The sequence below is a fragment of the Maribellus mangrovi genome (assembly GCF_037646455.1).
Lineage (GTDB): Bacteria > Bacteroidota > Bacteroidia > Bacteroidales > Prolixibacteraceae > Draconibacterium > Draconibacterium mangrovi_A.
Genome location: NZ_JBBIXN010000001.1, coordinates 1,699,858 through 1,725,794 on the forward strand (window position 1 = coordinate 1,699,858; position 25,937 = coordinate 1,725,794).

Here is a 25,937-nt window from a genome sequence, read left to right on the forward strand (position 1 = left end):
ACGATTAATCTGGTTTCTTATAAATATGAATAAAGGCCTCTTTGGGGATATAATCATATTTGCCGAGAGTTAAATTTGGATTTACTTCAAACGTCATTTCATCTTCGTACTCTTCAACATCGTATCCAAATAACTTTTTTTCTGCCTCAACTGTATAGTGTTTTTTTAGCAAAACCAACTGTTCTTTTTCACTCTTTCCCCAGTTTTTATTGTCACCAGTGACAAGGCGTATTTTTTCCCAGTTATTGTAAAAGTATTCCTGAAGTAAAGGGATTACCTTATCTCTGAATATCTTGCACAAATCGGTCTTATATTTTACATTAATGAAATATGAGTGTCCTATCGTATGGTCACGATCTAAAAGAAACTCTATCCGTTCATTCATTACCTTCAGCAGTTGCCTTATGTCTATACCTTCGATATGTTCAGAAAGCAGTTCATATTTTGGCATCATTTCTTTAAAATGAAACCTTCTTCTTAGTGCGGTATCAATTAGAGCAATACTTCTGTCAGCTGTGTTCATCGTTCCTATAATATAGAGGTTTGAAGGAACTGAAAATAAACTTTTTGAATAAGGCAAAGTCACCACCAATTCATTTTCTTCACCTTCCCTTTTGTCCGGTTCTATAAGTGTAATTAGTTCACCAAATATTTTTGAGATGTTACCTCTGTTGATTTCATCAATAAACATGGCATAAGGATTTTCCTTATCCTTTCTTGCCCTTTCAGCTATTCTGTAGAAGATACCCGGTTCAATGGTATATCTTAGTTCATCGCTATCATCAAAACTTGGGCGAATCCCCTCAATAAATTCCTCATAGCTGTACGATTGATGAAATGTTATCATTTCATATCTTCTAACGATACTGCTGATTGGATTATAGTTCTTCCAATCCAAATACCGATCGTATAAATCAGGTAGAGATTCTTTGGTTAAATCTAAATCAATCGTCCAGATTGAACTGGTATCCTTTTCAAATATCTGTACATCACTTCTTTTTGAGACATTAACATTCGGGCATTCTTCTTTGGTATGAAACTGCAACCAATACCATACAGTATTACGAGGTTTGCTGTTTTTAGACTGATTTATTTTTTCAATCATTAGTGGATGATCCACAATCTGATTCACTTTGCCCTTCATAATGTCGAGCATTGTCATTGTTATTACTTCCCACCAAGAAAGGTCAGCAACCAAATCATACGAGAAAAGTTCTTTTGTTTTGCTTTCATCATGGTCAATGAATAAACCAAGATACTTTTGTGTCATTTCATAAGTTTTACCTGTTCCCGGAGGACCATAGAGAATCAAATTCTTAGGGATGTTTAGTTCTTCTTTGTTTGGCGATATTGTAGGTATTTCTTCATCAATAATTGCCAATAACTGATCGTAATATCTATCATAATCCGGTAAGTCTGATTTATATCTTGTTATATCCGTGAGTGTTTTCCGATGCAAGACAAAATCAGTTTTCCAGGCTCCTTTTTTAAGCCACTTTACCTTTCTGCATTTTTGAAAAAAGGATCGAGTTTCATCATAGTAATAGTCTGATTCTACTACCCCGTATCCGACTAACTCTTTAGTGCCCCTTTTAGCAATGATGATATCACCCGGAGAAATAACGTTTTTGAACTCATAGTTAGCTGTTGCATCATTCTTTTTTGAACTATCAGTTTCCTCTATCTCTCGCAATTTTTCAACAATTTCTTCTTTAGATTGGTACTCATTTAAATCACCAAGTTTATCCCAGCCTAATCCCATTATTCCTTGTTCAAAGAACTCAAGCCATAAGGATGCATTTTGCCCTGGTGCATACAACCAATATTTGGTTTCATTTTGGCCTCTTTCCTTACTCGTAGAATCAAATGACACTTTAATTTCCTTTTGGGAATCAATATTTCCAATATGTTTAAGCAACTGATTGGAATACTCAAATACATCTAAATCATTTGGCTTATTCTCCAACAATTTCATCTGAAGTTTATAGAATGATTTCTCTTCTTTTATCCCCTGGTACCTTGCCGCATCTGAAAGCATTCTCTTATTATAAATTGGAAGAAGGCTTTTCCCAGAATACATAAATGCGATTTTCCATTTGTATGCAGTTCCTAAATCTAAACCCATTATTTTTTCAAAATCCTTTCTCTGAGAAAAGACAATGATATTTACAAGAATGGACCTTATCTTTTTAAAAGCGACTTCCTTTGTTTGTCCGTATTTGCCAACCCACGCATACACACCATCCGACTTATAAGCACTTCTAATTTCTTCCTTTGACAGATCAGCTCTTTTAAAGATTCCAAATTTGAATGATGAACCTCCCCAGATACTTCCTAACACCTGCGTTTTGGATTCCACCCAATAACAAAAACTGGTTTTATTCGTATTCGTATACTCGTCTAAAGTCATTGATTCAATCCTATCCAAAGGCCACTCTTCTAAAAACTTTTCTAATATGTTATCATTGTTGTCCATAATATAATGCTTTGCTTATTATGCCTCACTGCGCAGATAATGAGTCAGTTGAAGCCTTTGAGAAATTTTTTAATCCTTAATTCTAATAACATCGTTATCAATCCACCTCACAAACTCACCATAAAATTTTGAATCCAGATTTACGATCTTCCAGGCTTGTTGAAATGCCGATTTTGAAAACGTGTATTCAATTCCACCCTTCCATTCTTTCCATACCTTTTTGTCTATTTTCCCTTCTTGACTCAGATAGTATTCTTCGCTACTCAAATCAAAGTAGGCACGCATGAATCTGAGCGTTTTTTCTCTAACTTCTTTAGAAAGTTCCTCAAAATCAAAGTCTGGCTCATTTATGTTTTCAGGAAAATTTAAAATAATCTCCTGGTATCTTTTTGTATAATCGGCAAAGAAGTTCAGTTTCATTTGTTGACGAGTCAGGTAAGATTGCCAGATTAATGCTATTAAGGCAATCAGTACGCCACTTCCGGTTATTATCAAAGTCCATATTTGAATGCATTCTGAAGCGCTCATTATTTTTATTTTGAATTATACTGGTAAAATACTTCGCAATGGTTGACCATTTGATTCTTGATTTATTTCATTCCAAATTCTTTCAATTAGAACTGGCTCATTATTTCCAATAAATTTATGCCATCTATTAGTGAAAAATTTCACTAATGTCCATGGAGTATTGCCGCTCATTTTCCATTCAACTGATGTTATTACATCGTCAATTGTTTTTTCATAGCAATGAATTTTCGGATTGGTAAAAATGTTTCCTTGGTCAGAAACTATCCATCTGAAATTTTCTTGAAGTTCCATTTTATAGGCCCAGACTTTTCCTGAACCGTTGTTAAAACTGAAATAAAGTAGTTCACCAGCCGGAAGTAAAACATTTAATTGAAATTTTTCAATCTTCTCAACTAAAGACTTCGCAATATCCAGTTCTCGTATAAAAATGGGTGTGTCAATATTATCGTGAGAAAAGGGATTAAAATACCAATCCTTCAAGTTCTTCAAATCAATTAATTCAGAAGCATCAATCCCATTTTCGTCGCAATATTTGATGAACTTTTCCAGATACTGATTTAAAGTTTTCAGTTTTTTAATTTCTTTAATTCCTGTTTCGGTATCGGTAAATTCATCGTAATGCTCATTAATTGGAAGTAGCACTTTCAATCTTTCTTCAAGTGCTTTTCGCAAGTGGTTAGCGCAGGATGGATAATCGTGTTTTGAATAGTGATAATTTGCTTTTTGCAAGTAACTAACTGATGTATAAATTATAGGAGTTTTGAAATTTAGTCCATCTTTTTGGTTTGCAAACATCTCTAAATAAGACCACTTATTAGGTGCTTTCGTTTCAAATTCTCTTTTCGCTACTTCAAACCAAAACCTGTCGTAAGTTGAAATAAATATTTGATAATGTTGGAAGAATGGAAATTCTTCACTTTGTGGAACTCCATCTACCAATTGTATTCTTTCAACTATCTTATTATCCTGTTCTTCATCAACAAATTGTTCAATTACTGGCTTTTTAAAATTCTGAATTATATTTAGTAATGGCAGACGATTACTCATATCAAGACCAATAAAAATATCGTCAAGAAAAAGTATTTTATAAGTAAAGTTATTCTGTGGCGTGTTTATAAGCGAAGCGAGATAAATAGAGATTGCTAAAGCTGAAAGTCTGGCTTCATTCAAAACCGTCAAATGATTTTCTTCATCATTGTCAGTGCTTTCTCCATTTAATAAAACTTTTAAATCAATTTCGCAGGTTGGATATTTGCCAAACCTGTCCATTCGCGCAGAATGCTGATAACTGATTTCGCTTGTTGTTACTTCCATTTGGGCTTCAAAACCTTCTTCAAAAAATTTAAGTAGATACGGTAGGAGAAGGTTAATTCTATGAATTTCTCTTTTTAGTCCTTGAGTAAACTCTTCCAAATTTTTTTCTTTAAATCTCGCCCTTGGAATAAATAGGTTTTCCCATGTTTTAATAAACGGAAGCTGGGTTACAAAATTTTTTTGTTTCGCGAGAACATTTTCAATTATTAACTGAGCAAACTTTAAACGAAACTCTCCTCTGTCTCTTGAGTTCTCCATGAGATAAGTTCTCAACAACTCTCTATAAGAAAAAAAGGAGTTTAGGAGATTTGACTGCGCAATAAATGTATTGGAAGTATCTGTAGTAGGAGTTCCAAATACTTTAGTTTCGTTTCCGTTTTCATCTGTAAAAGTTATTTTTACAGAAACTTCATTTAGAACCTCAGTTTGATTTGGTTGGCCCTCATTTTCAATTCGTGTTCTTGGAACTTTAATATGTCTTGCAGGAGTTTCATTTGCGGTTACCTCCGAACTTTTAAAAAATTGCTTGAATCCCTCATAAACACTTGTTTTACCACTACCATTTTCGCCGTATAATAGAACATTCTTACCAGCAGGAATATCTATTCTATTTTCTGAGTCGTTCTGATAAAATGCTTTATAGTTTACAAATTCTATGGCTGTAATACGTTTCATATCTCAACGCTGTTCAATATCAACTCAATTTGTGGAATGGCCAACATGCTGAATAAATTCTGTTTTATCGGGTGATTATCAGCGTTTATTAAAACATAGATTTTTCGGAGCTGTGGAAGAAAATCCTTGTTTTTGTCTAAATCTGGCATTTCAGAAATGTATTTTGCTATTTGAAGGTTCCTGCTTTCAAATTCTTCTTTAAAATAAAACTCGAACACCAAAGCATTCGCCATCTGCTCAAAGTAGATTAGCATTAACTGATCGGAGTTTTCGACTGACTTTTCTTTTTTTAGCGCTACTAAATAGTCTACCATTTTTACAAATGGAATTTCTTCGCTATCTGTAATTTTCTTTACTGGTATTTTATCAAAGAATACTTTTCTTAACTCTCTTGTTCCACCCTGTAATTCTGGAAAATTATCAGAAAAACAATACTTAAATAATTTTGAATTGAAGAAACAGGTCAGGTATTTTAGATTTTCACCAAGTAGAATAAAACTCTTATCATTAGAATAAAAATGATCCTCTTCATCATAAACAAACGGCATATACTTGGTCATGTTGGGATAAATGATTTTCGGTTTTTCAAAATCTTGCCAGTATGAAATTTGGTCTTGTGTTTCAAACCACTTATTCCCAGTTTTTTTCCTGCCTTTACCATCTTGTTCAAGTCGTTCCTTCCCAATTGTAAGTAGGAACTTCCTGATTGATGGATAATTGTCAATATTTATTTTTAAACTTGGAAAAGTACCTATCAACCAATAATCAGAATATTCAGGATGCCAAGCTGATATATCTTTACCTCGTAAAACCTTTTTTAAAATTGATTTACAATTTGGATCTTCATCAAGCAATTTTTGTTTCTTAATTCCGGGGATAATGAATGCATCGTTAAAACCCGTTTTAACTCCATACTTAATTTCTACCCAATTACGCAGTTGTGTTCCTTGTTTCTCAATAAAATCTTTTATGTCATAAATATCTTTTTCACCAATAATCCAAGCATTGTGACTTAGAGAAGTGAGATGATAACCACTATTAACCACATACTCATGCAGCCCTTGCGCATTTATACAGAAATCGCTACTTATTCGTACTGCAACTAACTCTTTAGGCTTATGTATTCTTGCTTTTGGTCTATTTTGTAAAAGCAATATGTTTGTGTCAACTGTTGCTGTGTCAAATACTTGTATATTCCCAAAATCAATAAGCAATAAAGGGTACGTTTTTTCAGCAAAAAATTTCCTGGTGCTTGCGCCATAGTTTGCTCTCATCCATTTGTTTGAAGAGATGAAACACAATACACCTTTTTCACTTAATAGTTTTACACCCTTCTCGTAAAAAATGGAATAGACATCGCCCGTCCTTATAAATGTTTCATATTTGAGCTTCTCTAATTGCTTTGCCAATTTGCCACCTTCCTTTTGTAATTGGACAAAAGGCGGATTCCCTATTACAATGTTGAAGCCATTCACAAATCCAAACATTGCTTCTGTTTCAAAGAAAGGTGCAGAATTTATAGGGTCAAATGGATTCCATCCTGCCATCTGGGAAGCAATATTTTTGGTGTAGCCAGTATCCTCAAGTGCTTTCTCTAATTCCTTACGTTTATCAGCTTCCCTTTTCTTTAACTCTTTTTTTGCCTGATATTTTCGGGTGAAAAATATCTGATGTCGAATTGTTGCCAGTTCTTTTTCTAAACGATCAACATCGCCTGCAATTAACGTAAGTTGCTGGGGTTTATCCAATCCTATCAAAGTATTCGCGGCAACAAACCTTGTTTCCAGGTTTGGCATACTGAGAATATTGCGGTTAGGCTTTGAATCATCGACCTTTTGATCAACAATCAAGGAAATAAAAAAACGAAGTTTGGATATTTGGATGGCGATTTGTTGAATGTCCACACCATAAATGCAGTTTTCAATCAGAAAAAGTTTACGGGCATAGTCAGGATAATTGATACTTAAATCAAAAGCTTTATTTATTTCTTTCAACCGGATTTCCCGTTCGGTGACATCTCCTTTTTCAAAAACCTCAGCCGTTTCATCAATCGCCCTTTGTTTTTGTAGGGCAAACCATTTTTTATTGTCTTTATCCAGTTTATTCAGCAAATCAACCATGCGGTGCAATATACCCATCGGGAAAGCACCAGAACCACAGGCAGGGTCCAGAATCTTTGCCTGGCTAATTGCCCCGATTAACGAATCAGTTTGCTCCTCATCAAACTGATGACCATCAATGCTATGCAAAAACAGGTATCGAAGCTTCTTTTCTGTTTCTTCTGAATCATCCAGTCTTTGTTTTAAATAAGTCAATAAACTTTCATCTACCATGTAGTTTACAATCTCACGTGGCGTATAAAAGCTACCGGTTTGCTTTCGGGCAGTAGTTTGCGTTTCGGGATTATAACTCGCTAAAAGATTTTCAAAAACTTTCCCCAATAATTCAGGATCAAGGGCAATTTCTTCTTCCAGAGGCGTGTTCTCTGTAATCGTAAATTTATAGCTGCCCAGAATGTTAATTAATCCCTCCGCTTTATATCTTTTATCCCTTGTCCCATACTCATCGTTAAGGTCTAAAAGAAATTCTTCGGCAAAGAATAGTTTATCGGGAACAAATGCCTGTTTCTTTTCATTACTGCTAAATCCATCATAACGAATTTCCCGATCCCCTTCTCTAAAATCAAGACATTCAAATAAACCACCATTTAAAAATGGGATATTAGAGAACAATCTGAGTGCAGCATCGGGATTGGTAAAAGAATCCTCGTACCTGTATTTTGTTTGATCGGTGTAATCGGGATTGTTATACTTTGGCAGTACATTCACAAAACGTCTTTTTTCATCAGGATTCGTCACATCCTTATCCATTGGGGTATTCAAGGTGGCAAAAAACAGGTTTTGCAATATGGCTCTGTAATAAACTGACTTATCCATTGAGTTCGGACTAAATCCTTTTAATACATTTTTCAGGGTACTCAACTCAAATAATTCCTTTGGAATAAGATTTTTTTCTTTGATAAACCAAACAAAGATCAAACGTGTGAGCAGCCGGATAACACTTTCGGAATTGTACACCTGATCATCTTTGTCATCATCTACATCATTCGGGAAATTAACCGACTTAATGGCCCATAAGTACCAATTAAACAAATCGCTATAAAACCGTTTGTTCAGTTCTTTGGTATCAAGCGTTTTCTGCCAGGCATTATGAAGTTCAACAAAATTAGTAAAGTTGTATTTTCGTTTTAGTTCGTCAAAAGAAAGATCGAACAGAATTTCAATGTGTGCCCGGTGAGGATCGTCAATTTTAATATCTTTAATTACCGTTACCTTTTCAAGTACATCTTTACCAGTATCCTTTTTGTGTAATCGCCTGTTTATTATGGATAAGGTCAACAATCCATTGTATGAAAACAAGATCATTACCGGCATTGGGAAATGCAGGTTTATTTCCCTTGTAATTTGTGATAGTTGTGTACGGGAATAGGTTTTTTCTGAAAGACCAATTGTTAAAAACAGATAGGATTCAATCCGCTTATTATCAACCTGTTTGGTGTCAAAAAGTGAGATTTGGTTTGTTAATTCCTGAACCGAAAGTTGAAACAGTAAATCAATATAATTCCAATCGTTTACGAGAGCCTTTTCTTCATTAAATACGAGTTCATCAGGCAAAAACTCATCCCTGAAATAGGCAAATGTTGGTTCATCAAAAGGGAGTTGCCGTTCGGTATTATATCCAAGCGTTTGAAAAAGCTTCATGCTGTTTTGGGTTAAATCTCCCTTGCTGAAAGCTTTGATGGTATCGCTGATGGATGTCTTGGTTTCGATAGCTGACATGGAAGTTACTTTTTGGTTTTTAATCCTACCGGATTCCGTGGTTGATTTTTTGTTTCCTGAAGTGCATCAATTTTATCGAGTAGAAAACGAAATGCCTGATTCAATTTATTATCGAGTGTTTGTATTTCCTTTTTCAATTCTTCATTTTCGGTTAAAATGGCTCGATAACGGGCAAAGGCCCTCATAATCCCAATGTTCATCTGAATAGCTTTTTCAGATCGTAACACAGATGATAGCATGGAAACTCCCTGCTCTGTAAATGCCATAGGAAGTACAGAAGAATGTTTCAGAGATTCCAACCGGTCACAATTTGTGACCAGTTCATTCTTTTCGGTTGTTGTCAACTCAAACATAAAATCTTCCGGAAAACGTTCGATGTTTCTTTTAACCTGTTGTTTCAGAGCCTTAGTCGGTACTTCGTATAACAAGGCAAGATCGGCATCAATCATTACTTTTCTTCCTCGAAAAGTAAAGATCAGCGTTTCATAATCCGGTTTGATAATATCTGTCATAGCAATTTATAGTAGTCACAAATTGTGACCGGTTCAGCTTTATTTAATAACCAACCATGTAATCAGTTCAAAATTCTCCAAATCGTTCACCTGTTTTGATTTAGGAATAAGCAGTGCACCCCGGTCGGAAAACAGCTTTTGAGTGGTTCTCTTTTTAAACACTTTTACAATTTCAGTTACAGCTCTTTTCAGTAAGTCGGAATATTTATCCATTTTCCCCCCGTTTTGTGTTTCTTCATTAAACAAGTCACACAACTCTTCAAAGGGCTCTGTTCGTCCCTGGCACATCAAGCGATAGATTTCAAGGATGTGTTTGGCATTGGTGTAATTGTACCTAACCGTTCCATCTTCACGAATATAAACCAGGAAGTACGGTTGTAAGGGATTTACTTCTTCATTGCCTTCAGTATCGCCGGTTTGCCTTAAACAATAAACTACACCTGGTTTAATAATTTCCTTTTCCGATTCCGAAAATTTTGAAATATCCAAATGTTGCACATTCTGTTCTGATGGAGAAGGAACCACAGCGTACAATCCAAGCGGAGCATTTTCAAGTTTAGCCCTGTTTTTCTCCAAAAAATTCAACAATTCAATCCTAAAATCATCGAGCGTAAAGTCAGTTAGCGAAATATTTTCATCCATCTCCTCCAGATCAAGTACTTCTTCTTTTAACTTTTTCAGTTGCTTGTTTCGGTATTTCAAATCTTCTTCAATCAACTCGCTGATTTGATCGGTGGCAAGAACATTGTCATCGGCAGTGGCAGTAACATCAACCAAAGCCATTCGTGCTTCAACCCGTTCTTTCAGGTTGATGTAATTATCAAGGTCTTTTGTCGGCCAGAAATTTACTAACTGAATTTTTTCATTTTTGCTTCCCAGGCGGTCAATACGTCCAAAACGCTGGATAATACGTACCGGATTCCAGTGAATATCGTAATTAATCAGATAATCACAATCCTGGAGGTTTTGCCCTTCGCTAATACAGTCGGTGGCAATCAGCAAATCAATTTCCCCATCCTGTGGCATGGAGGATATTTTATTCCTGTTTTTTGAAACAGGAGAAAGATTCGTCAGAATATGATTGTATTCGTTCTTCCCAAAAGTTGTTTTTGTGTTGGAGCCTCCCACAATAGCAATATTTACTTTCAACTCGTTTAATGCCCAGTTTTTAAGGTTTTCGTACAGGTAGTCAGCCGTATCTGCAAAAGCCGTGAAAACAATGACTTTCTTATTCCTTGGATTAAGTGGTTTCGTTATTTTCGATCTGATCAGTTCCTTAATGTCTTTCAGTTTGGCATCCCGGTCGGGAGTAACAGCAACGGCATTGTTGTATAAATCAATTAGTGCTTCCTTATCTGTTTTCAAATCTGCAAGCCAGTCATCAAGGTTCAGATCAGCCAGATTAAATTTGAGTTTCTTTCCAACGAGCCACTGATCCTGTTCGTCTGAGTTTTCTTCCATTTCATCTTCGTCCGGTTCCAAAGATTCAATACTTTCTTCTTGGGATTTTACCTTCGATGTTTGAAAATCAATGATTTTCTTTTCAAGTTTTTCAATTTTTTGAATGGTTCTGTCCATCGAAATTTCAAAGGATTCAATAGAACTCTCAAGCCTTTTTAGAAAGTTCACCTTCATCATCCCGATCAGGAAACTTTCACGATCAGCCTGTTTAAAGGCAAGTACTCCGGAAGATTTTGCGATTTCCTCATACTTCCCCTTTTTTTCTTCAAGCACATAAGCTGAAGGATTAAATACTGCTAATTTATATTGGAGTATTTTTCTATTTAAGGCATCGTATGTAAAAAAGCGGTCTTTCAAATCAATGTTTGAATATATGGAAACCGGTTTCTCCCGGACAGGAAATTTTCCAATAGAAGTGACATCATAGAAGCTTTTAATGTGCTTCCGACTTCTGGCAATGGTAAGCTCATCGAGTAGTTTAAAAAAAGAGGAATCAAGTTTTTCAATTAACTGGTTAACCTGTCTTTTGGGATTCCTTTGCTGATCAGACCATAACGTAAACTGAGTTTGCGCATTTTTAAGAGTTTGCCCAATATCTTTAATTTGGGTTGATTCAAAAAGAGCGCTATCACTACCTTCGGTGATAACATGAATCTGATTCCTTAAATCACGTAGATTATTGTTTACAGGGGTTGCAGAAAGCATCAGCACTTTGGTTTTTACACCCGATTTAATGATTTTCTCCATCAACCATTTGGCCCGATTCATTTTCAGAGTGCCATCATCCTGTGTTTTATCCATAGGATTTCCCCTAAAGTTATGACTTTCATCAATCACAATTAAGTCATAGGCGCTCCAGTTAAAATGCTCCAGATCAATTCCATTTGCGTCTGATCTGCCAGTAATACGTCCAAGATCGGTGTGATACAAAACAGTATAACCAAATCTGTCTTTGTGAAATGGATTCAGGGTATTTCCTTGGCTTGCCTGATAAACCGTCCAGTTTCCTGATAGCTTCTTTGGGCAGAGAACGAGTACTCGGTAATTAAGCAATTCAAAATATCTCATAACGGCTAATGCTTCAAAAGTCTTACCTAAACCAACAGAATCTGCGATTATACATCCATTATGTTTCAGAATTTTATTGATCGCTCCCTTTACGCCATCCTTTTGAAATTCGTATAACATATTCCAGATTTCACTTTCGTAAAATCCTGTTTTTTCGTTTAAAAACCCTCCCTGCTTTTGTTCATCAAGGTAATTTTCAAACACATGAAAAAGGGTTTTGAAATAGATAAACTCAGGTTCATTCTCCTGATAAAGTTGCTCCAAATATTTGAGTACTTGTTCTTTGACATCTTCAACAAGACCGGAATCATTATTCCATAATTGATCAAACCAGTCTTTTAACTCAGCCCTGTCACGATCACTGTCAACCAAAAGATTTAATTCAATATTCGGATTACCACCGAGTCCAAGCCCATTAACTGTAAAATTTGAACTACCAACTACTGCTTTTTCAATCCCTGTCTTTTGAGTAATATGATATAATTTCCCATGAAGAAAATTTGGTTTCACCATGGATTTTATTTCCGCCTTTTCATTAAGCCAAGTGGAACACTCTTTTGCTATTGCTTTTTGATTAAACCGCTTTTCAAGTGGAATTACCAAATTATTATCCTCAATCTTAAACTCTTTTGAATTAGCTTTTCCAGGATCAATTGAATTAATAAAAGTCGGTTCGCCAAAAAGGAATCTAAGAGAATTAATCCCGTCAAGTTGTTCCTTCAGTTTTTGATAAGCGTAAATTGTAAAGTAAGCTGATACAATTGCTAAGTCAGATTCTTCCGTGATATTCTCTTTAAGAAAATCTCCAACTTTGCCTTTATGAAAATTATCGAGTATTGAAGATAGATTTAGGTTCATTTATAATGATTCGATTACATTATTGTTTTTGGGTGATTTAATGGATTTAATTCATTATCCAATAGTGTTAATTTTAGTTTCAGGTAAATTTAAAAAAAACTCAGGATTTACTGTAAACAGAGCAATGTTATAACATTTCTTTTTTGAAAATTGAAATTCTATTTAACACAATACTAATTTTACAGGACAATTAAGATTTGCATAAAGTGCTGAATAATTGAGTGTTATATATTTCCTTAGTATTGATGTTTCATATTATTGTTAAATTAAGTCAAAATGTCATGAAAAATGAGCTTAATTTTTAGTGCAAAACAACGTCGATATTTTGTGTTAGGATGTGTAGTAATGCTGGGTCTGGTTGATAATTTGATAATGGTTCGCCAGTATATTCATTGACCCAGTCCATTATTTCAGCATCATACGACAGTTCTTCATAATCAAAAATCACTTCAGACTTGTTCTTCATTTTGTTTTTCGGCAAATCTAAACCATATGTATCTGTCAGACGTAATTCCCGCATTGCCTTCAAAATATTATAAAGAGCTGCGATATAAACTCGCCGGGTTATTTTCTTTCTATTGTTTTTACTATTCGGATTTGGTTCTGTAAGTATTTTGCTACCGTATTTAACTACCTCTATCAAATCACGTTCTCTATCTTCAACCTTTCTCATATCTTGAGCTTTTCGCAAAGCATATTTGCATGTCCAAGTGCTTAACCATTCTTTCATTAATATCTCTGCCATTTCTCTTGTTGAAACAAGAATGTGAAAATGTGGATTGTATGTTCTTTTCGTTGGGTTGAAATTGCATTCCAGCGACTTAATTGCAATCAGCTTTGGGCCCTGTCCTCTTTGATACCTTTTTTTAATCCTATCAGTAATTATTTTGAATGCACGTTTGGTATTTCGCATTCGATGAAATAATTTGTTGGCAGGACATGATTTTGCTGTAAGAGTTATAAAATACGGATCAGGCCAAGTTTCAACGAAAGGGAGATATTTGTTGATCATATCAGCTTTACGATTGCCGCTACACACTGTGCAAATACGGTTCTTACAATATACTCCATGCATTTTGTTCTCAGAAAGTATCAAACGTTCCTGGCAAAGATATGTGTTCCATAAACTCCTCACCATTTCTTCGTTACCTTTACTTCTTGCATAATCAATCAGAGGCAATACTACCTTATTTGTCACGAGTTTCTTTTTAGCTTTCCTTTTTAACACCTCTACATCCGAAGCATCAGCACCAGTACCCATCAACTCAATTGGATTTTTTCGTTTTCTGGTTGTCCCGAGTTGTCCTAACGTATTAAATAAAATCTTTCTGCCTTAACTCCTTTTTTGTTAAACGTCATTGGTGAATCATCCTCAATAAGTTTCTGTTTTTTTAGCTCGTAACTAAGTCCTTTTATTGTTTTTGATTTTGTTAAGGTTAGGGTATAGTCTTTTTGTAGCTTGAAGGTATCGACTTTCGATGATTCAACGATTTTGAAGATCTTCTTTCCTCCCGGGTCTTTCATAACCTGTCCAACAGCCGCAGGGATTTGTTCAGGTTGACCTTTACCTCTTACATATACCTTGTGATTAAATGCTGTTTGAGCCTGAACGTCGATTGAGAGAATGGATAAAATACAAATTACAACCACGAAAGTTATTACTCGAATAATAATCCCGATAGGATTTTTTTCAAACCTTTTCATAATGATTTGGATTAAGAAATTTAACATTAGTGTTGTTAAATCTAAAAATACGAATAAATCCGAAACATTCAACAACAAATAGATTATCAAACAGATATAGACATTATACTTTGACGAGAGATACCGATTCCGGATTTAATTTTGTGGGAATAAAACTTCGTAGAAAGTAACTGTTTTATTTCTTTTTACGAACCGTCTCTAAAAAAATTTCAAATCTTTCTTCACGTGATAACTCTTCCTTTTCTGGTGCAATTTCCAGAAGTTGACTTACTGCTACCTCGTTCGCCTCACTGTAATTCATCCCCTGATCTACCAGATGTTCCCGAAGGTCGATTGCCCTGTCCTGTCTCTCCTGACAAAACTGGTCCAGATTCCCGTTCTCCTGAAGTTCCTTGTACATTTCCGGATGTTCGCTTTCCAGATGTGTTTTCAGCATCAGGCCGTACTTGGTCAAATAAATTTCTTCAGATTCAGGAGTAATATATGTATTCGATTCGTGAATGGATCCACGTGGCCAGTTCTCAAGGTTTGTTCCCATGGCATCAAAAAGCACCTCAGCAATTAATATTTTTCTTAATTGTTCATCATTCTCATTAAGCAGCAATTCGGATGCAATGCGCTCCTGAGACTGTTTGTCTACCTCAGTTGTAGTAAATAAAAAGTTATCTGTTTCATTCGCCGATGACAATGATAAGTCGTACACCATTTTTTCCAGATCATCACGAACCGATGAACTAAAATTTAATTCATCAGGTGTGTTTTCGTTGAAAATTGTCAACATTAATTCTCCAATCGGATTCTTGATTCCATTGTGCCAAAGCCCCTTCTTTTGCAGTCGATAGATAGCAGCTAATTGAACCGGGTTATTTAAAAACTCTTCCATGATAACATTAATTTTTAGTTCGTAGGATCTTCCTCCATAAAGAATCGGATCTGGTTTCAAAATCAAAATTTCTGGTTCACGAATTTTATATATCATTGCTATCGTTTTGGATCTTCCTTTTTGTTATTCCACTCCAAATAAATAGAATACCTAAAAGGGAATTAAGCCAAATACCCACTGCTAACCACTCCGACAACCAATTTTTAGAGATGAAACTTGGTGTCCAGATGTAACCTTCAGATAAACCATAAAGTATAGGTACAATTAAAAGAAGAATGCCAACTGTCAGACTTGCTGATTTGTATTTTACCATTAGTTCAAGTAGCTGTCCCATTTCAAAAGATATTTGTTTCTCAAATATAACAAATTCAGACTATAGTCCGTGGCTTTAGGTTGTTGAAAATTGGACTTTTATGCTGACTAAGGTCTGCATAATGATAATTGAATCTTTCAGCAAAGTATTAAGGGATTTAAGGATGAAACGCCATCTCTCGCAAGAGAAACTGGCAGAATTGTGCGACCTGGATAGAACTTATATCTCGATGTTGGAGAGAGGATTGAGACAACCCACCATTACTACATTATTCCAAATTTGTTCTGCCCTTGATGTGGCCCCTTCAGAGTTTGTTAGACAAATGGAAGAACTCATATAGCGCAAATAAATAGTTTAGAAATCTTGTATGTTTCAGGTCTGAAATGGCATTCTTTCTTTCTGATAGTTAGGGATTTTGCTATTCCGTTAAACCAATGTCCTTATTGAACTTTTTGCCGAGTAATTTTCAAAATTTTTCCCTACCTTTGTATTGTGCTCGGATGGATTGGTAGCCTCAGCGGAATTGAACTGCTGTCTGCCAATTCATTCGGGCATTTTTTGTTTATAGATTGATGATTCCTGTAGTTTCTATAAGAAATATTGATTCGGTAAATCTCCTGTTTTGAACTGTATTTGTTATTCAAGACATCAATCATTATAGTTCTTATACAGAAGGTTGGAAGAGTATACGAGTATGACATAAGTGATTTACTGTGTGCTTTAACCTGGTTAAAAGGAGATTTCAAAGAATATTCAATACTCTACATTTGAAAGATGCACTACCAGAACGCAGAATTAGTATTTTGTTTTAATGATATTTAATCCTTTTCCATGATATCTATGGTTATTATGACTAATGAATGTTTATGCGTAATAGCCAATATTAGGATAGTCTGCTGGATACTTCAATAAGTCTACAGGCTCTTCATGGTCTTTCACTGGTTGTGGAAGAAATGCATACTTCACAGTATGATTACCTTTCATCTTTTGCATCAAATTAAGTATCTCTGCCATAACGTTGGTTCCTTGACAAGAGCTGTATGGTCGTGTAACACGATATTTTGCGGAAGGTTCAATAAGTCTCTTATGTGTGATGTCTAAATCGACAGTTTTACTAAAACCTACTACTGTACCTCCTTTAACAAGAAGGTGATTACCCAAATTAGTAGCTAATAGGGATTTAACATTAAAACCCGGAACTTTCTCTAACATTGTATTGCACCCATATAGCCTAATCTCTGCTCCTGAAGCAAATCGAGCGCCAATATCATCTGGAATTATTGAATTTGCTGTCAACGATTCGCCACCTACCATTTGATGTTCAACGGAGCCGTGATCAAAGAACTGCATAGATATAACTCGTCTGTTACGTAACTCTTTTCTCAATTTTTCCCAAAGTTGAGATAATCCTTCGGCTTGTTTGATTTTAATAAGAATTCCACCGTGTTTTTTCGTTTTTCTGGCGTGAGCCTCATTTGCGTAAGTCTGACGAGCTTCGTCAATCCCCGGATCTTCTATGGTAACAAAGACATGGGCTGCACGACCTTTAGGTTCCTTTAAAGTAAGTTTTTTCGCTTGTAATTTTTTCAAATAATATTTCTTATCAGGCGATTTGAATTTGCCAGAATAAAAACCTAAACCTTTCATTAAATTCCTTGTCTTTATCTGCCAATCACGTACTTGTTCAGACTCTTTATTTTTATCATCTGTTATGTAAGTAAGAGCACATCCCAATTTCAAATTTGCAGAGTCTATGTTTACTTGTTCGTCTATGTACAATTCTGGTTGCCAGGCCTGGCTGTCAAAAAACCACAATAAATCGACAGCCAGGTCATTTGAAATTTCACTCATCTCTTTTTACTTTGGAAGAAATCATTCTGTTTTATTAAACTCAACTTTAGTAGGTGTGCTACCAACATTAACATCCAGAGTAAGAGAGCTCTGTTCAGGCGGATTTGATACGATGACAGAAGAAACGTTCTTTCCCTGTTCCAACATAGTTTTCTCCAATGTCAACTTATCGACTTCAACTTGTAACTTTTCGATCTGTAATTTCTTAAGTTCTAAATCAAATTGTCGCTGTACTTCATAGAAATCTTCAGCCCCAGAGCATATACCCAACGCTAAGTCACTGTATATCGCTTGAGAGGGTAGGGTTGTCTTCCAAGTATCTTGACCGTCAACCTGAATAACTCCAACAGTAGATTTTACTCTGTCAAGTTGTTCTACGATGCCATTAACCCAGTTGGGAATTAACTCCTTCACTTCTGCCAATTTCTTGCCATAAAAGGGGCCAGTAACAAGGATCTGTGAAGTTTTATCTATTTTTAAAGGCGCAGCTCCTTTTAAAGTCCTTGATAAAAGTCGATCTCCTGTGGTAGGCTTAGGCATTTGATTAAGACGAGGGGTGATTGATGGTAACGTTGCTTCCTCAAACCGATTTAGAACACTTTGATATGCAGCCATATAATCAAGACCGGTAAGCATGGCCTGTCCAACTATCTGTTTAACACTGAACGGTAAGAAACCATATAAATAATTCAGAAGTGCATTTTCTTGGCCAGGTACCACTTCGTATGCCCAACGCAAAGCACCCGTTTGATCAGGTTCAACCCAACCTGGTGTTGGTCTGACAAACTGAAGTACTGTATCCCTGAATGACTCCTTTGCTTCCGGTACAATATTAAACTGGGTCCAATCTACATCAATTAATGCAGCATCATATAGTGGTGCACTCCAGTATTCCCTTAATATTTTTACCGGACTAACGCCATGATAGTCCGTGAATGCCTGGATCCATTCTCTCGAGTTCATGCCCCGAATCAGACTTCCCAGTTTAATCTTTTGCTGCGGCTGTTGATCCCAAGTATAATAATCTGTTGCTTGATTTAGGTTTGCTTCGGCACCTAAAAGGACAAGTACCGCTTCATAGAAAGTCAGCTTAATTTCATATTCTCGAAGAATTTCAAAATAGTTGACATTTAGCGTATGGGCTTGATTAATGTTTTTGATCTTCCGTGTCGTTTTAGACTCTGAGCCTGACTCCCGAGAAACCGTCATCTTTGTTTTATGAGTTGCCCGATATTCATTAGTTGCCTGTTGTGATCGGTCCTGACTGGTTTTTGCAAAGTCTTTTTGCATTGTACTCACATCTTGGGACCAACCGGCTGCGACAGAAGCGCTAAATCCAAATCCGCTATATCCTGCTTTTGCATCTACGTATTCATGAGTTTTACTCTCATTGCCACTTGTGACTTCGTTTGTGTTGGAGGTAGCGGTTTTTATATCGCTAACGTTTCGTTCATCTGTTGTATCTTCCTCGTCTTGTTGTGTCTTAGATGTTTCCCAGGTTTTCATTTCAAGAGTAAGCTCTTCATTCGGCATTAGTGAAACTGCGTATAGAAGTTCACCAAGTCCATATCCAGAAGGCTTCCAATCTTGACGATACTTCAACATTGCAAATAAATCCCAGGAAACGACGCCCATACTCATCTGTTCTATTGGATCATATAGTACTACGTCAGGCAAAGAGGCATCCTTAAGCTGAACGAGTGTACGTGTATAGACACTCTCAGTAGTTTCGACCTCTTTTAGGGTGAGTTGCTCGATGTTAGGATGTGATGTACATATCCTCTCCATCTCAAAAGGTTTAATGGTTCGTTCTTCGTTGTTGCTCATGTCTTTTAAAATTAAGTTATAGTAATATAAGAGGGTAATGAAGTATAAGCTACTTAAAGAATATTTTATTATTAATTCTATTCATGTTTGAAAGAAAGGGTTAAAAAGAACATCACAATTACGAATATTAATGTAGTAAGGTTACAAATTCGTAATTATTTTAATCCGAGTTATTGTATACAATAAAGGTTGGTTTGTACATAGCTGTCGACACCACTGTCACCAATTATACAAATATGCTATACGGCAAACCAAACCTTGATATACAGGCTGTTGAGAATTATACATACCGGATAGATCAGGCGCAATTGGTTAATCTAATCGACAGCATATCACCAGTTGATGCAGAAGTGTATCTCAGTGGTGCTCTGTTAGGCTATAACCATGAATACAAGGAATTGATTGTTTCAAACCCTAACTATCAGTATTCTTATGTATATAACTTTAAATCAAACAGTTGGCACAAAATAAGTGAATCATACAAGTTATTCATTAATGTATGGCCTAAATTATATGGTGTACGGTACAATACCAGTAATGGCGGGGAGTTTGACGGTGTTTATGACTTCACTGACGAACAGTTCGACTATTACATCAACACATTGACAGTCACTCGTCCGTGTAAGGTGAATGATAATATTGATTTTGTTTTGATACACCGGGCAATTCAAAGGTGTGTGATTGAAACTACTCCTTTGTGCTATGCAGGATTGTTTGTGATCGGGTCCAATGATCAAGTTATAGACAAAAGTTTAGGGGGAGTGTTTTTAAAAAGAACAATTATTGCGGTTCAAATTTAATTTATTAAAAAAAGTGAAAGTTGGTTTCTTACTCCAGGTGTACGATATCGCTTTGGATTATGATAGTGGTTACGTATTTGTTTAGCAATGTGCTTAAATTCATTCCACTCATGTTTTGTATGGCGACCTGAAATTCCACTTCGTGGTAAAAAACGCAACTTTAGTGATTCATAAGTTGCTTTATCATTATCATAGAGCCGCTTTAAACCAACAGGAGTTAGAAATTTACTTTTAGAATCTTGCATGAAAAGTGAAATGCCCGTCACCGGGCAGCACCGTTCCGGTGCGAAGTCCATCTTTACAATAGTGGAATCTGCATATTCAGTTTTCAATTCGGTCTTGGAATTTGCATCAACTTGCTGAAAAGAATCTGTCGAATTTGCACCGAGGTATTCAGAAACTGTTGTGGAATCTGCACCATTCTCAAGTTGAATTTTGAATTGATTGAGTTTTTCACACAGCAGTGATTGAATGTGGTTAAATACATTTGCATTATTACTTTCAAGTAATTTTAGATAAGAATGTCTTGCTCTTTGAAACTTATTTCGATTACTATCCTTTAAACAGTTCTCCCAAAAGTCAACATATGTGTACTTATTAACATTGCCACCAACCATCCTTAATTTGGGTTCAACCATTAGTACATTCGACCATTCCTTTTTCAATTCTTCTGCCAGGTGCAAGTATACCTGTGGATTAGTTAAATCAGCAAGAGTATTAATTCCGTGTTTATTGATGTACTTTGACTGCTTACTCTTTACCTCAAACCTAAAGGAATTGTAATTTCCATAACACAATCCATCAAACCTTTCAAAACCTTTTGCATATGCCTTTATAATTTTGTATTCATTGAGTTTAAAACGGGCGTTAAAACTCCCTGACTGTTTTGCATACTGAATGTCAGGAATAAACCTAAATTCATTCTTGCCATGATAGACCAGATTATTCACAATTTCTTTTACATTCCTATCCGGAAGTATGTTTAATCCATACTCTAAATTTACGATTTTACATTTCGCTAAATTAAGATGTAAGATCTGCTCCAATCCCCTAACAACCTGTATACTGTCAGAATATGAAAAGTCGTTTGCATTGTGAACTCCACGATTAAAATACTTATGCAAACTTCCGCTTATTTCAAGGCGATTATCAAATAATTTAAAGAACAAACCAAAGAATTTTTTTACTTCGATGGTACGAATCTCATCGTGCACTCTTTGATTTCTCTCTGAGTGAAATACGAGACCCGGGTGTTTCCACACTGACTTTTGTAGTGCTGAATCCTGGATAACTATTTTCACGAAGTCAATCATTATTCAAAGGGATGATTGCTTTTTCAACTTCGCTGCGCTTGTAATATATACGATGCCCGAGCCCGTAACTTTTAAGTTTTCCTTTCTTTGTCCAGTTGTGTACGGTGGATAAGTCAACCTTTAAGAAGTCTTTTACCTCATTACGGGTCATTAACTCATCAGGATGTTTGGGTTGGAAGTTTTCCTGGAGTCTTTGAAGTTCGATTTTAACACCATCAACAATCGCCTCTTGCAACTGATCCGGTGAAATTTGAATGAATTGGATTGTCTTTTCAGCCATAATTTTTTGTTGATCAATTATGGCCGCAAGTAACGTTGACATTATTTCAACATTTCTACACCAAAATGTTCAATATTGTTCCAAATCTGTTCAAATTCTCTTATTTCGTTATAAGTACAAAATAACTTGCCTTCATTTTTCCAAGAATGGATTTAACTGAATCGTATTTTTCAGTCAGACGTTGAATTTTTGAGATTGAAACTCCATATTTATCTTTAATAAAACGAATATATTCCGACTGACTTCCAACAATAAATTGCTCGTACTTTAAATAATGATATAGCATCGAATATTTTGCCTTAGGCGTTTTATTTTCAGAGTTGTAGTTGTTATTTAAATATGTAAAAAGATCATATCCTCCTTCTGAAAAAATTTCCGGGTAGGATATGGTTGGTAGGTTTTTTAATTGCTCACTATTTTTCTTAATCTGATCATACAGAAAATATCGAGGTTGATTTTTGCCATCTTCCCTTGAATAATTTGCTGTTAGCCACTTATATATTGATGGATAAATTTCTAATAACGATCTGATCTGTTCCCGGGCATCAACATTCTCAACCTGTTCTGGCTTAATATCATCAAAATCAAACCAGAACGACATCCCCAAAAAAAGTCCATTTAAAACTGATTTGTTATAATAAGATTGAGCTGTTTTGTCGTAACGAATCCAATCAAAAAAAGAAAATAACTCTTTAGAATAGTTTATATCAACCACCTTATCAATTTTGCCATTTAATACATCATCCAAATTAGAAATGGCCCATTCCATCCTCATTACGGCCCTTTTGAAATTTCTTTCGACACTATAAAAATTATGCAAATCTTCAACTCTACTTACTTCAAACAACTCCTTGGATTTTTTCATTAGTTGGCATTTTTTAGAATATTCAGCTGAGTTTGTTTCTTAGCCTTTAGACTTTCCTTGCTCCAATAGTCTGCCAGTTGTACGGAAAAGTCTTTTGCCGGTTTGCCAATGTACTCTAAAAATTGTTTTTCGGAGCTATGCGCAGTAATGTTTATTAACAAGGCTGTTGGTGTTTCTGCATAAAAGTTTGTTGCAAATGAACGACGACAAATGTGAGAGGTTACGAGCTCCCATTTTTCAAAAGTACCAAAGTCTTTTCTTCTGGTTTTTTTGTTCATTTTTCCTCCATTTATTGGTTCTTTAATTCCTGCCTCTTTCACTATGTCCTTAATATGAAGGTTAAATTTCTGTGCACTTATTGGTGGTGGAAAATTCCAATTTCTTTTTTCCAGGATTGGCTTGATTTTGTCATGTATAGGAATTGCAACTTCTTTTTTCGTTTTCTTCTGCGTTAACACAATCATCTTGTAGCCCCCAATCATTTGAATATTTTGGTCAGTTAATTCCAGAAGGTCCGAAACACGTTGTCCTATGTAACATCCAATAAGCAACCAGTCTTTTGCGTTTGTGAGTGCATTCCGTTCAAATTGTTTGTTTTGTATGCTATCAAGTTCTTCAAAACTTAAAAAAGGATGATTTATAGTTTCGGTGAAACCTTTTATTTCCAAAAGTTGCGGGTGTGTTTCAATTTCGTTAACTCTGGCATCCAGACATACTGTTTTAACGCATTTGATATATCGGCCAACGGTAGAAATAGATAGTTTGTCAACATCTTTTAGATACTTAATTAGGTCGTTTCTGAACCTCAGGTTGACATCACGTACTTGGAACTTTTTGTTGTTGTGCTCTTCATACTGTGCAATCTTCTTTTTTACTGTTCGGTATTTCTTAGTCGTTCGTTCTGAGACACCCTGGGTATTGTTCCGTTGTGTTTTAAAAGGAAGATTATCAATGTAGTATTGAAAGTAGTTAACAAGAAGATCAAGATCCGTTTCCTGTTTTTTATTTTGAATGTCATCAATCTGTTTTTCTAACCATTTGCTATCTATATAGACCCCTGAGGTTGTTGCATCATTCAAATTTTCCATAAGTTTTGAGGATAGTGAAACTAATTTTCTTTCAATATCACCACGGCGTTTCTTTTGCTCTTCGTCACCTCCATTTTTTGGCATACCTGTTTTAGCACTCCAATCGTCTGTGTTAATTACATACCCGGTCTTTCTTTTAAATATTTTATTTCTGTCGATTGAAAGACGCAAATAAATGTTTGCCGGAGAATTTTTACTTTGAAGTGAGAATTTAATTGATGCCATAATATTTAATTATAGGATAAATAGGTAGGCCCAAATATAATAATTTAGCCAACATTTAGACAACCAAATGGCTATTATATACAATAACATACTATCTCATACCATAACGTCATGTAACACATATTCTCTAAAAGCGCCATAAATATTGCGTTTTGGAGAGTTTTTTAGTGGAAGTTGAAAATATTGAAATTTATAGTTGTGATTCCCGTCGGGACTACAAAGGTCGCTGATTATCAGCGGCCTTCTTTATTTCACGTATGAATTCATCCAATTTTTACAAATAATCACGCATACCTTTGAGTAAATCGTAGTAATTTTAAAATTCAGATCAGTTAACATTTCTGGTACAAGAATATTGCCAATCACATTTTAAATAGAATCCCTTTAGAAAGTGAAAAAAGTATATTACTTTGCTAAACTTCTGTATTTATTTAAAAACAATTTGTAGTTTCACTAAACTGAATAAACCATAAAATTGATTTTATGAAGAACTATTGGTTACGAAGAATGTCGTTGTTACTGTTGGTGCCGGCACTGGTATTAAATGCCTGTTCTGTTAATAATCAACAGAATGAAAATACCTCAGTAAAGCCCAACATTATTTATATACTCGCCGACGATCTGGGTTACGGCGATTTGGGATGCTACGGTCAGGAACATATAGAAACTCCCAACATCGATAAACTGGCTGCCGAAGGAATGGTTTTTAGCCAACACTATGCTGGAGCTCCTGTTTGTGCACCTTCGCGTTGTATGCTGATGACAGGGAAACATCCCGGTCAGGCACAGATTCGTGGTAACGACGAATGGAATTCACGTGGCGATGTCTGGAATTATCGAGCACAGTTGACCGACTCAACGCTTGAAGGACAACGTCCACTGGCTGATGGTACCGAAACCGTAGCAAGTATGTTAAAAAAAGCCGGATACACCACCGGAATGGTTGGTAAATGGGGACTTGGAGCACCTCATACCAACAGTGTACCCACAAAAATGGGTTTCGATTTTTTTACCGGTTACAATTGTCAGCGGCAGGCGCACACCTATTACCCGGTGCACATATGGAAAAACCAAAAGAAACTGCTCTTGGGCAACGATACGGTAGCACCGAACACCAAGTTGCCAAAAGGTGCAGATCCATACGACGAAGCCAGTTATGCCAACTACTATCTCCAAACCTATTCGCCCGATATTATGTTCTCTGAACTCATTGGATTTATAGAACGCAACAGTGATGGCCCTTTCTTTGCCTACTGGGCAAGTCCTATACCGCATGCGCCTTTGCAGGCACCCAAAAGATGGGTCGATTATTATGTGGACAAATTTGGCAATGAGGAGCCCTATCTGGGTAACAAGGGATATTTTCCGGCACGCTACCCGCATTCAACTTATGCAGCCATGGTTTCTTATCTTGATGAGAACGTAGGTAAACTGGTCGAAAAGCTTAAGGAATTGGGTGTTTACGATAATACGCTTATAATTTTCACATCGGATAACGGTCCTACCTATAATGGGGGCACCGATTCTCCCTGGTTCAATAGTGGCGGTCCGTTTAAAAGCGAGTACGGCTGGGGAAAAGGTTTTGTACATGAAGGCGGTTTCCGGGTTCCCATGATCGCATCATGGCCGGGCAAGATAGAGCCGGGTTCGGAATCGGATCATATTTCAGCTTTTTGGGACGTAATGCCAACATTGGCTGATATATCCGGGCAGGAAATCCCTGAAACTAACGGGATCAGCTTTTTGCCCACACTATTGGGCGAAGAACAAACGAAACATCCCTATTTGTACTGGGAATATCCCGAGTATGGAGGCCAGCAAGCCGTTCGTATGGGAAATTGGAAGGGTATTCGAAAAGACATCAAAAAAGGCAATTTAAAAATTGAACTCTACAACCTCAATAATGATATTCAGGAACAAAACAATGTTGCTGAGGAACATCCGAAGATTGTCCGGGAAATGGAAGCGATTCTGTTGAAGGAGCATGAAACTGCCGCATTGGACCGTTTCAAAATGGAAGTTCTTGGCGATGTTATAAACTCAGAGAAGTAAAATAT

At 36.0% G+C, this 25,937-nt stretch carries 19 protein-coding genes; 3 read left to right on the forward strand and 16 right to left on the reverse strand.

Annotation, left to right across the window (positions count from 1 at the left end; all coding sequences use genetic code 11):
• Nucleotides 1-4: 4 nt before the first annotated feature.
• The 10 genes from WFY05_RS06580 to WFY05_RS06625 all read right to left on the reverse strand — a co-directional run bounded on the left by WFY05_RS06580 (nt 5) and on the right by WFY05_RS06625 (nt 15,652).
• Nucleotides 5-2,476 (reverse strand): DUF8426 domain-containing protein, encoded by a 2,472-nt coding sequence (locus WFY05_RS06580; RefSeq protein ID WP_340111968.1) that lies wholly within the window; start codon nt 2,474-2,476, stop codon nt 5-7.
• Between the two features lie 69 nt (nt 2,477-2,545).
• Nucleotides 2,546-3,004 carry a hypothetical protein gene (locus WFY05_RS06585; protein WP_340111969.1) on the reverse strand — a complete coding sequence of 153 codons (459 nt, stop codon included), beginning with the start codon at nt 3,002-3,004 and terminating at the stop codon, nt 2,546-2,548.
• 15 nt (nt 3,005-3,019) lie between these two features.
• A complete protein-coding gene (locus WFY05_RS06590; protein WP_340111970.1) occupies nt 3,020-4,993 on the reverse strand; it encodes an AAA family ATPase in 1,974 nt (657 codons plus the stop codon).
• Nucleotides 4,990-8,832, reverse strand: coding sequence for an Eco57I restriction-modification methylase domain-containing protein (locus WFY05_RS06595; protein ID WP_340111971.1), 3,843 nt, complete (start codon nt 8,830-8,832; stop codon nt 4,990-4,992). The genes WFY05_RS06590 and WFY05_RS06595 overlap by 4 nt, the downstream gene beginning before the upstream one ends.
• Before the next feature lie 5 nt (nt 8,833-8,837).
• Nucleotides 8,838-9,344, reverse strand: coding sequence for an ORF6N domain-containing protein (locus WFY05_RS06600; RefSeq protein WP_340111973.1), 507 nt, complete (start codon nt 9,342-9,344; stop codon nt 8,838-8,840).
• Between the two features lie 39 nt (nt 9,345-9,383).
• Nucleotides 9,384-12,731: a helicase-related protein gene (locus WFY05_RS06605; RefSeq protein WP_340111974.1), complete on the reverse strand. Its 3,348-nt coding sequence runs from the start codon at nt 12,729-12,731 to the stop codon at nt 9,384-9,386.
• Nucleotides 12,732-13,032: 301 nt separating this feature from the next.
• Nucleotides 13,033-13,992 (reverse strand): protein rep, encoded by a 960-nt coding sequence (locus WFY05_RS06610; RefSeq protein ID WP_340111975.1) that lies wholly within the window; start codon nt 13,990-13,992, stop codon nt 13,033-13,035.
• Nucleotides 13,993-14,036: 44 nt separating this feature from the next.
• Complete coding sequence (locus tag WFY05_RS06615; RefSeq protein ID WP_340111976.1) at nt 14,037-14,435, reverse strand: hypothetical protein; 399 nt, start codon at nt 14,433-14,435, stop codon at nt 14,037-14,039.
• 175 nt (nt 14,436-14,610) lie between these two features.
• The gene (locus WFY05_RS06620) at nt 14,611-15,414 is read right to left on the reverse strand and encodes a hypothetical protein (RefSeq protein ID WP_340111977.1); all 804 of its coding nucleotides are present in this window, start codon (nt 15,412-15,414) and stop codon (nt 14,611-14,613) included.
• The gene (locus WFY05_RS06625) at nt 15,404-15,652 is read right to left on the reverse strand and encodes a hypothetical protein (RefSeq protein ID WP_340111978.1); all 249 of its coding nucleotides are present in this window, start codon (nt 15,650-15,652) and stop codon (nt 15,404-15,406) included. Before WFY05_RS06625 ends, WFY05_RS06620 begins: the two co-directional genes overlap by 11 nt.
• 100 nt (nt 15,653-15,752) lie before the next feature.
• Here WFY05_RS06625 and WFY05_RS06630 point away from each other — a divergent pair, with 100 nt between their 5' ends.
• Nucleotides 15,753-15,971 (forward strand): helix-turn-helix domain-containing protein, encoded by a 219-nt coding sequence (locus WFY05_RS06630; protein ID WP_340112270.1) that lies wholly within the window; start codon nt 15,753-15,755, stop codon nt 15,969-15,971.
• Nucleotides 15,972-16,495: 524 nt separating this feature from the next.
• Here the strand turns inward: WFY05_RS06630 and WFY05_RS06635 are convergent.
• Nucleotides 16,496-17,482: a hypothetical protein gene (locus WFY05_RS06635; protein ID WP_340111979.1), complete on the reverse strand. Its 987-nt coding sequence runs from the start codon at nt 17,480-17,482 to the stop codon at nt 16,496-16,498.
• Nucleotides 17,483-17,503: 21 nt separating this feature from the next.
• The gene (locus WFY05_RS06640; RefSeq protein ID WP_340111980.1) at nt 17,504-19,309 is read right to left on the reverse strand and encodes a hypothetical protein; all 1,806 of its coding nucleotides are present in this window, start codon (nt 19,307-19,309) and stop codon (nt 17,504-17,506) included.
• Nucleotides 19,310-19,545: 236 nt separating this feature from the next.
• Here WFY05_RS06640 and WFY05_RS06645 point away from each other — a divergent pair, with 236 nt between their 5' ends.
• Nucleotides 19,546-20,109, forward strand: coding sequence for a hypothetical protein (locus WFY05_RS06645; RefSeq protein WP_340111981.1), 564 nt, complete (start codon nt 19,546-19,548; stop codon nt 20,107-20,109).
• Here WFY05_RS06645 and WFY05_RS06650 read toward each other — a convergent pair.
• The 4 genes from WFY05_RS06650 to WFY05_RS06665 form a co-directional block, all read right to left on the reverse strand.
• Nucleotides 20,106-21,323, reverse strand: coding sequence for a hypothetical protein (locus tag WFY05_RS06650; protein WP_340111982.1), 1,218 nt, complete (start codon nt 21,321-21,323; stop codon nt 20,106-20,108). The genes WFY05_RS06645 and WFY05_RS06650 overlap by 4 nt on opposite strands.
• 91 nt (nt 21,324-21,414) lie before the next feature.
• Entirely contained in the window at nt 21,415-21,744 is a 330-nt protein-coding gene (locus tag WFY05_RS06655; RefSeq protein ID WP_340111983.1) for a helix-turn-helix domain-containing protein, read from the reverse strand.
• A gap of 58 nt (nt 21,745-21,802) precedes the next feature.
• Nucleotides 21,803-22,567 carry a hypothetical protein gene (locus tag WFY05_RS06660; RefSeq protein ID WP_340111984.1) on the reverse strand — a complete coding sequence of 255 codons (765 nt, stop codon included), beginning with the start codon at nt 22,565-22,567 and terminating at the stop codon, nt 21,803-21,805.
• Nucleotides 22,567-23,880, reverse strand: coding sequence for a tyrosine-type recombinase/integrase (locus WFY05_RS06665; RefSeq protein WP_340111985.1), 1,314 nt, complete (start codon nt 23,878-23,880; stop codon nt 22,567-22,569). Before WFY05_RS06665 ends, WFY05_RS06660 begins: the two co-directional genes overlap by 1 nt.
• A 483-nt stretch (nt 23,881-24,363) precedes the next feature.
• On the opposite strand from WFY05_RS06665, the gene WFY05_RS06670 reads away from it, so the two are divergent.
• Complete coding sequence (locus tag WFY05_RS06670) at nt 24,364-25,932, forward strand: arylsulfatase (RefSeq protein WP_340111986.1); 1,569 nt, start codon at nt 24,364-24,366, stop codon at nt 25,930-25,932.
• The last annotated feature ends 5 nt before the right edge of the window (nt 25,933-25,937 follow it).

Bases quoted from the DNA above. Each gene is read 5' to 3' on its own strand.
- WFY05_RS06625 (WP_340111978.1), bottom strand. From the start codon at position 15,652: ATGGGACAGCTACTTGAACTAATGGTAAAATACAAATCAGCAAGTCTG.
- WFY05_RS06665 (WP_340111985.1), bottom strand. From the start codon at position 23,880: ATGGCATCAATTAAATTCTCACTTCAAAGTAAAAATTCTCCGGCAAAC.
- WFY05_RS06670 (WP_340111986.1), top strand. From the start codon at position 24,364: ATGAAGAACTATTGGTTACGAAGAATGTCGTTGTTACTGTTGGTGCCG.
- WFY05_RS06630 (WP_340112270.1), top strand. From the start codon at position 15,753: ATGATAATTGAATCTTTCAGCAAAGTATTAAGGGATTTAAGGATGAAA.
- WFY05_RS06615 (WP_340111976.1), bottom strand. From the start codon at position 14,435: ATGAAAAGGTTTGAAAAAAATCCTATCGGGATTATTATTCGAGTAATA.
- WFY05_RS06585 (WP_340111969.1), bottom strand. From the start codon at position 3,004: ATGAGCGCTTCAGAATGCATTCAAATATGGACTTTGATAATAACCGGA.
- WFY05_RS06590 (WP_340111970.1), bottom strand. From the start codon at position 4,993: ATGAAACGTATTACAGCCATAGAATTTGTAAACTATAAAGCATTTTAT.
- WFY05_RS06605 (WP_340111974.1), bottom strand. From the start codon at position 12,731: ATGAACCTAAATCTATCTTCAATACTCGATAATTTTCATAAAGGCAAA.
- WFY05_RS06580 (WP_340111968.1), bottom strand. From the start codon at position 2,476: ATGGACAACAATGATAACATATTAGAAAAGTTTTTAGAAGAGTGGCCT.
- WFY05_RS06640 (WP_340111980.1), bottom strand. From the start codon at position 19,309: ATGAGCAACAACGAAGAACGAACCATTAAACCTTTTGAGATGGAGAGG.
- WFY05_RS06635 (WP_340111979.1), bottom strand. From the start codon at position 17,482: ATGAGTGAAATTTCAAATGACCTGGCTGTCGATTTATTGTGGTTTTTT.
- WFY05_RS06620 (WP_340111977.1), bottom strand. From the start codon at position 15,414: ATGATATATAAAATTCGTGAACCAGAAATTTTGATTTTGAAACCAGAT.
- WFY05_RS06655 (WP_340111983.1), bottom strand. From the start codon at position 21,744: ATGTCAACGTTACTTGCGGCCATAATTGATCAACAAAAAATTATGGCT.
- WFY05_RS06600 (WP_340111973.1), bottom strand. From the start codon at position 9,344: ATGACAGATATTATCAAACCGGATTATGAAACGCTGATCTTTACTTTT.
- WFY05_RS06595 (WP_340111971.1), bottom strand. From the start codon at position 8,832: ATGTCAGCTATCGAAACCAAGACATCCATCAGCGATACCATCAAAGCT.
- WFY05_RS06645 (WP_340111981.1), top strand. From the start codon at position 19,546: ATGCTATACGGCAAACCAAACCTTGATATACAGGCTGTTGAGAATTAT.
- WFY05_RS06660 (WP_340111984.1), bottom strand. From the start codon at position 22,567: ATGAAAAAATCCAAGGAGTTGTTTGAAGTAAGTAGAGTTGAAGATTTG.
- WFY05_RS06610 (WP_340111975.1), bottom strand. From the start codon at position 13,992: ATGGGTACTGGTGCTGATGCTTCGGATGTAGAGGTGTTAAAAAGGAAA.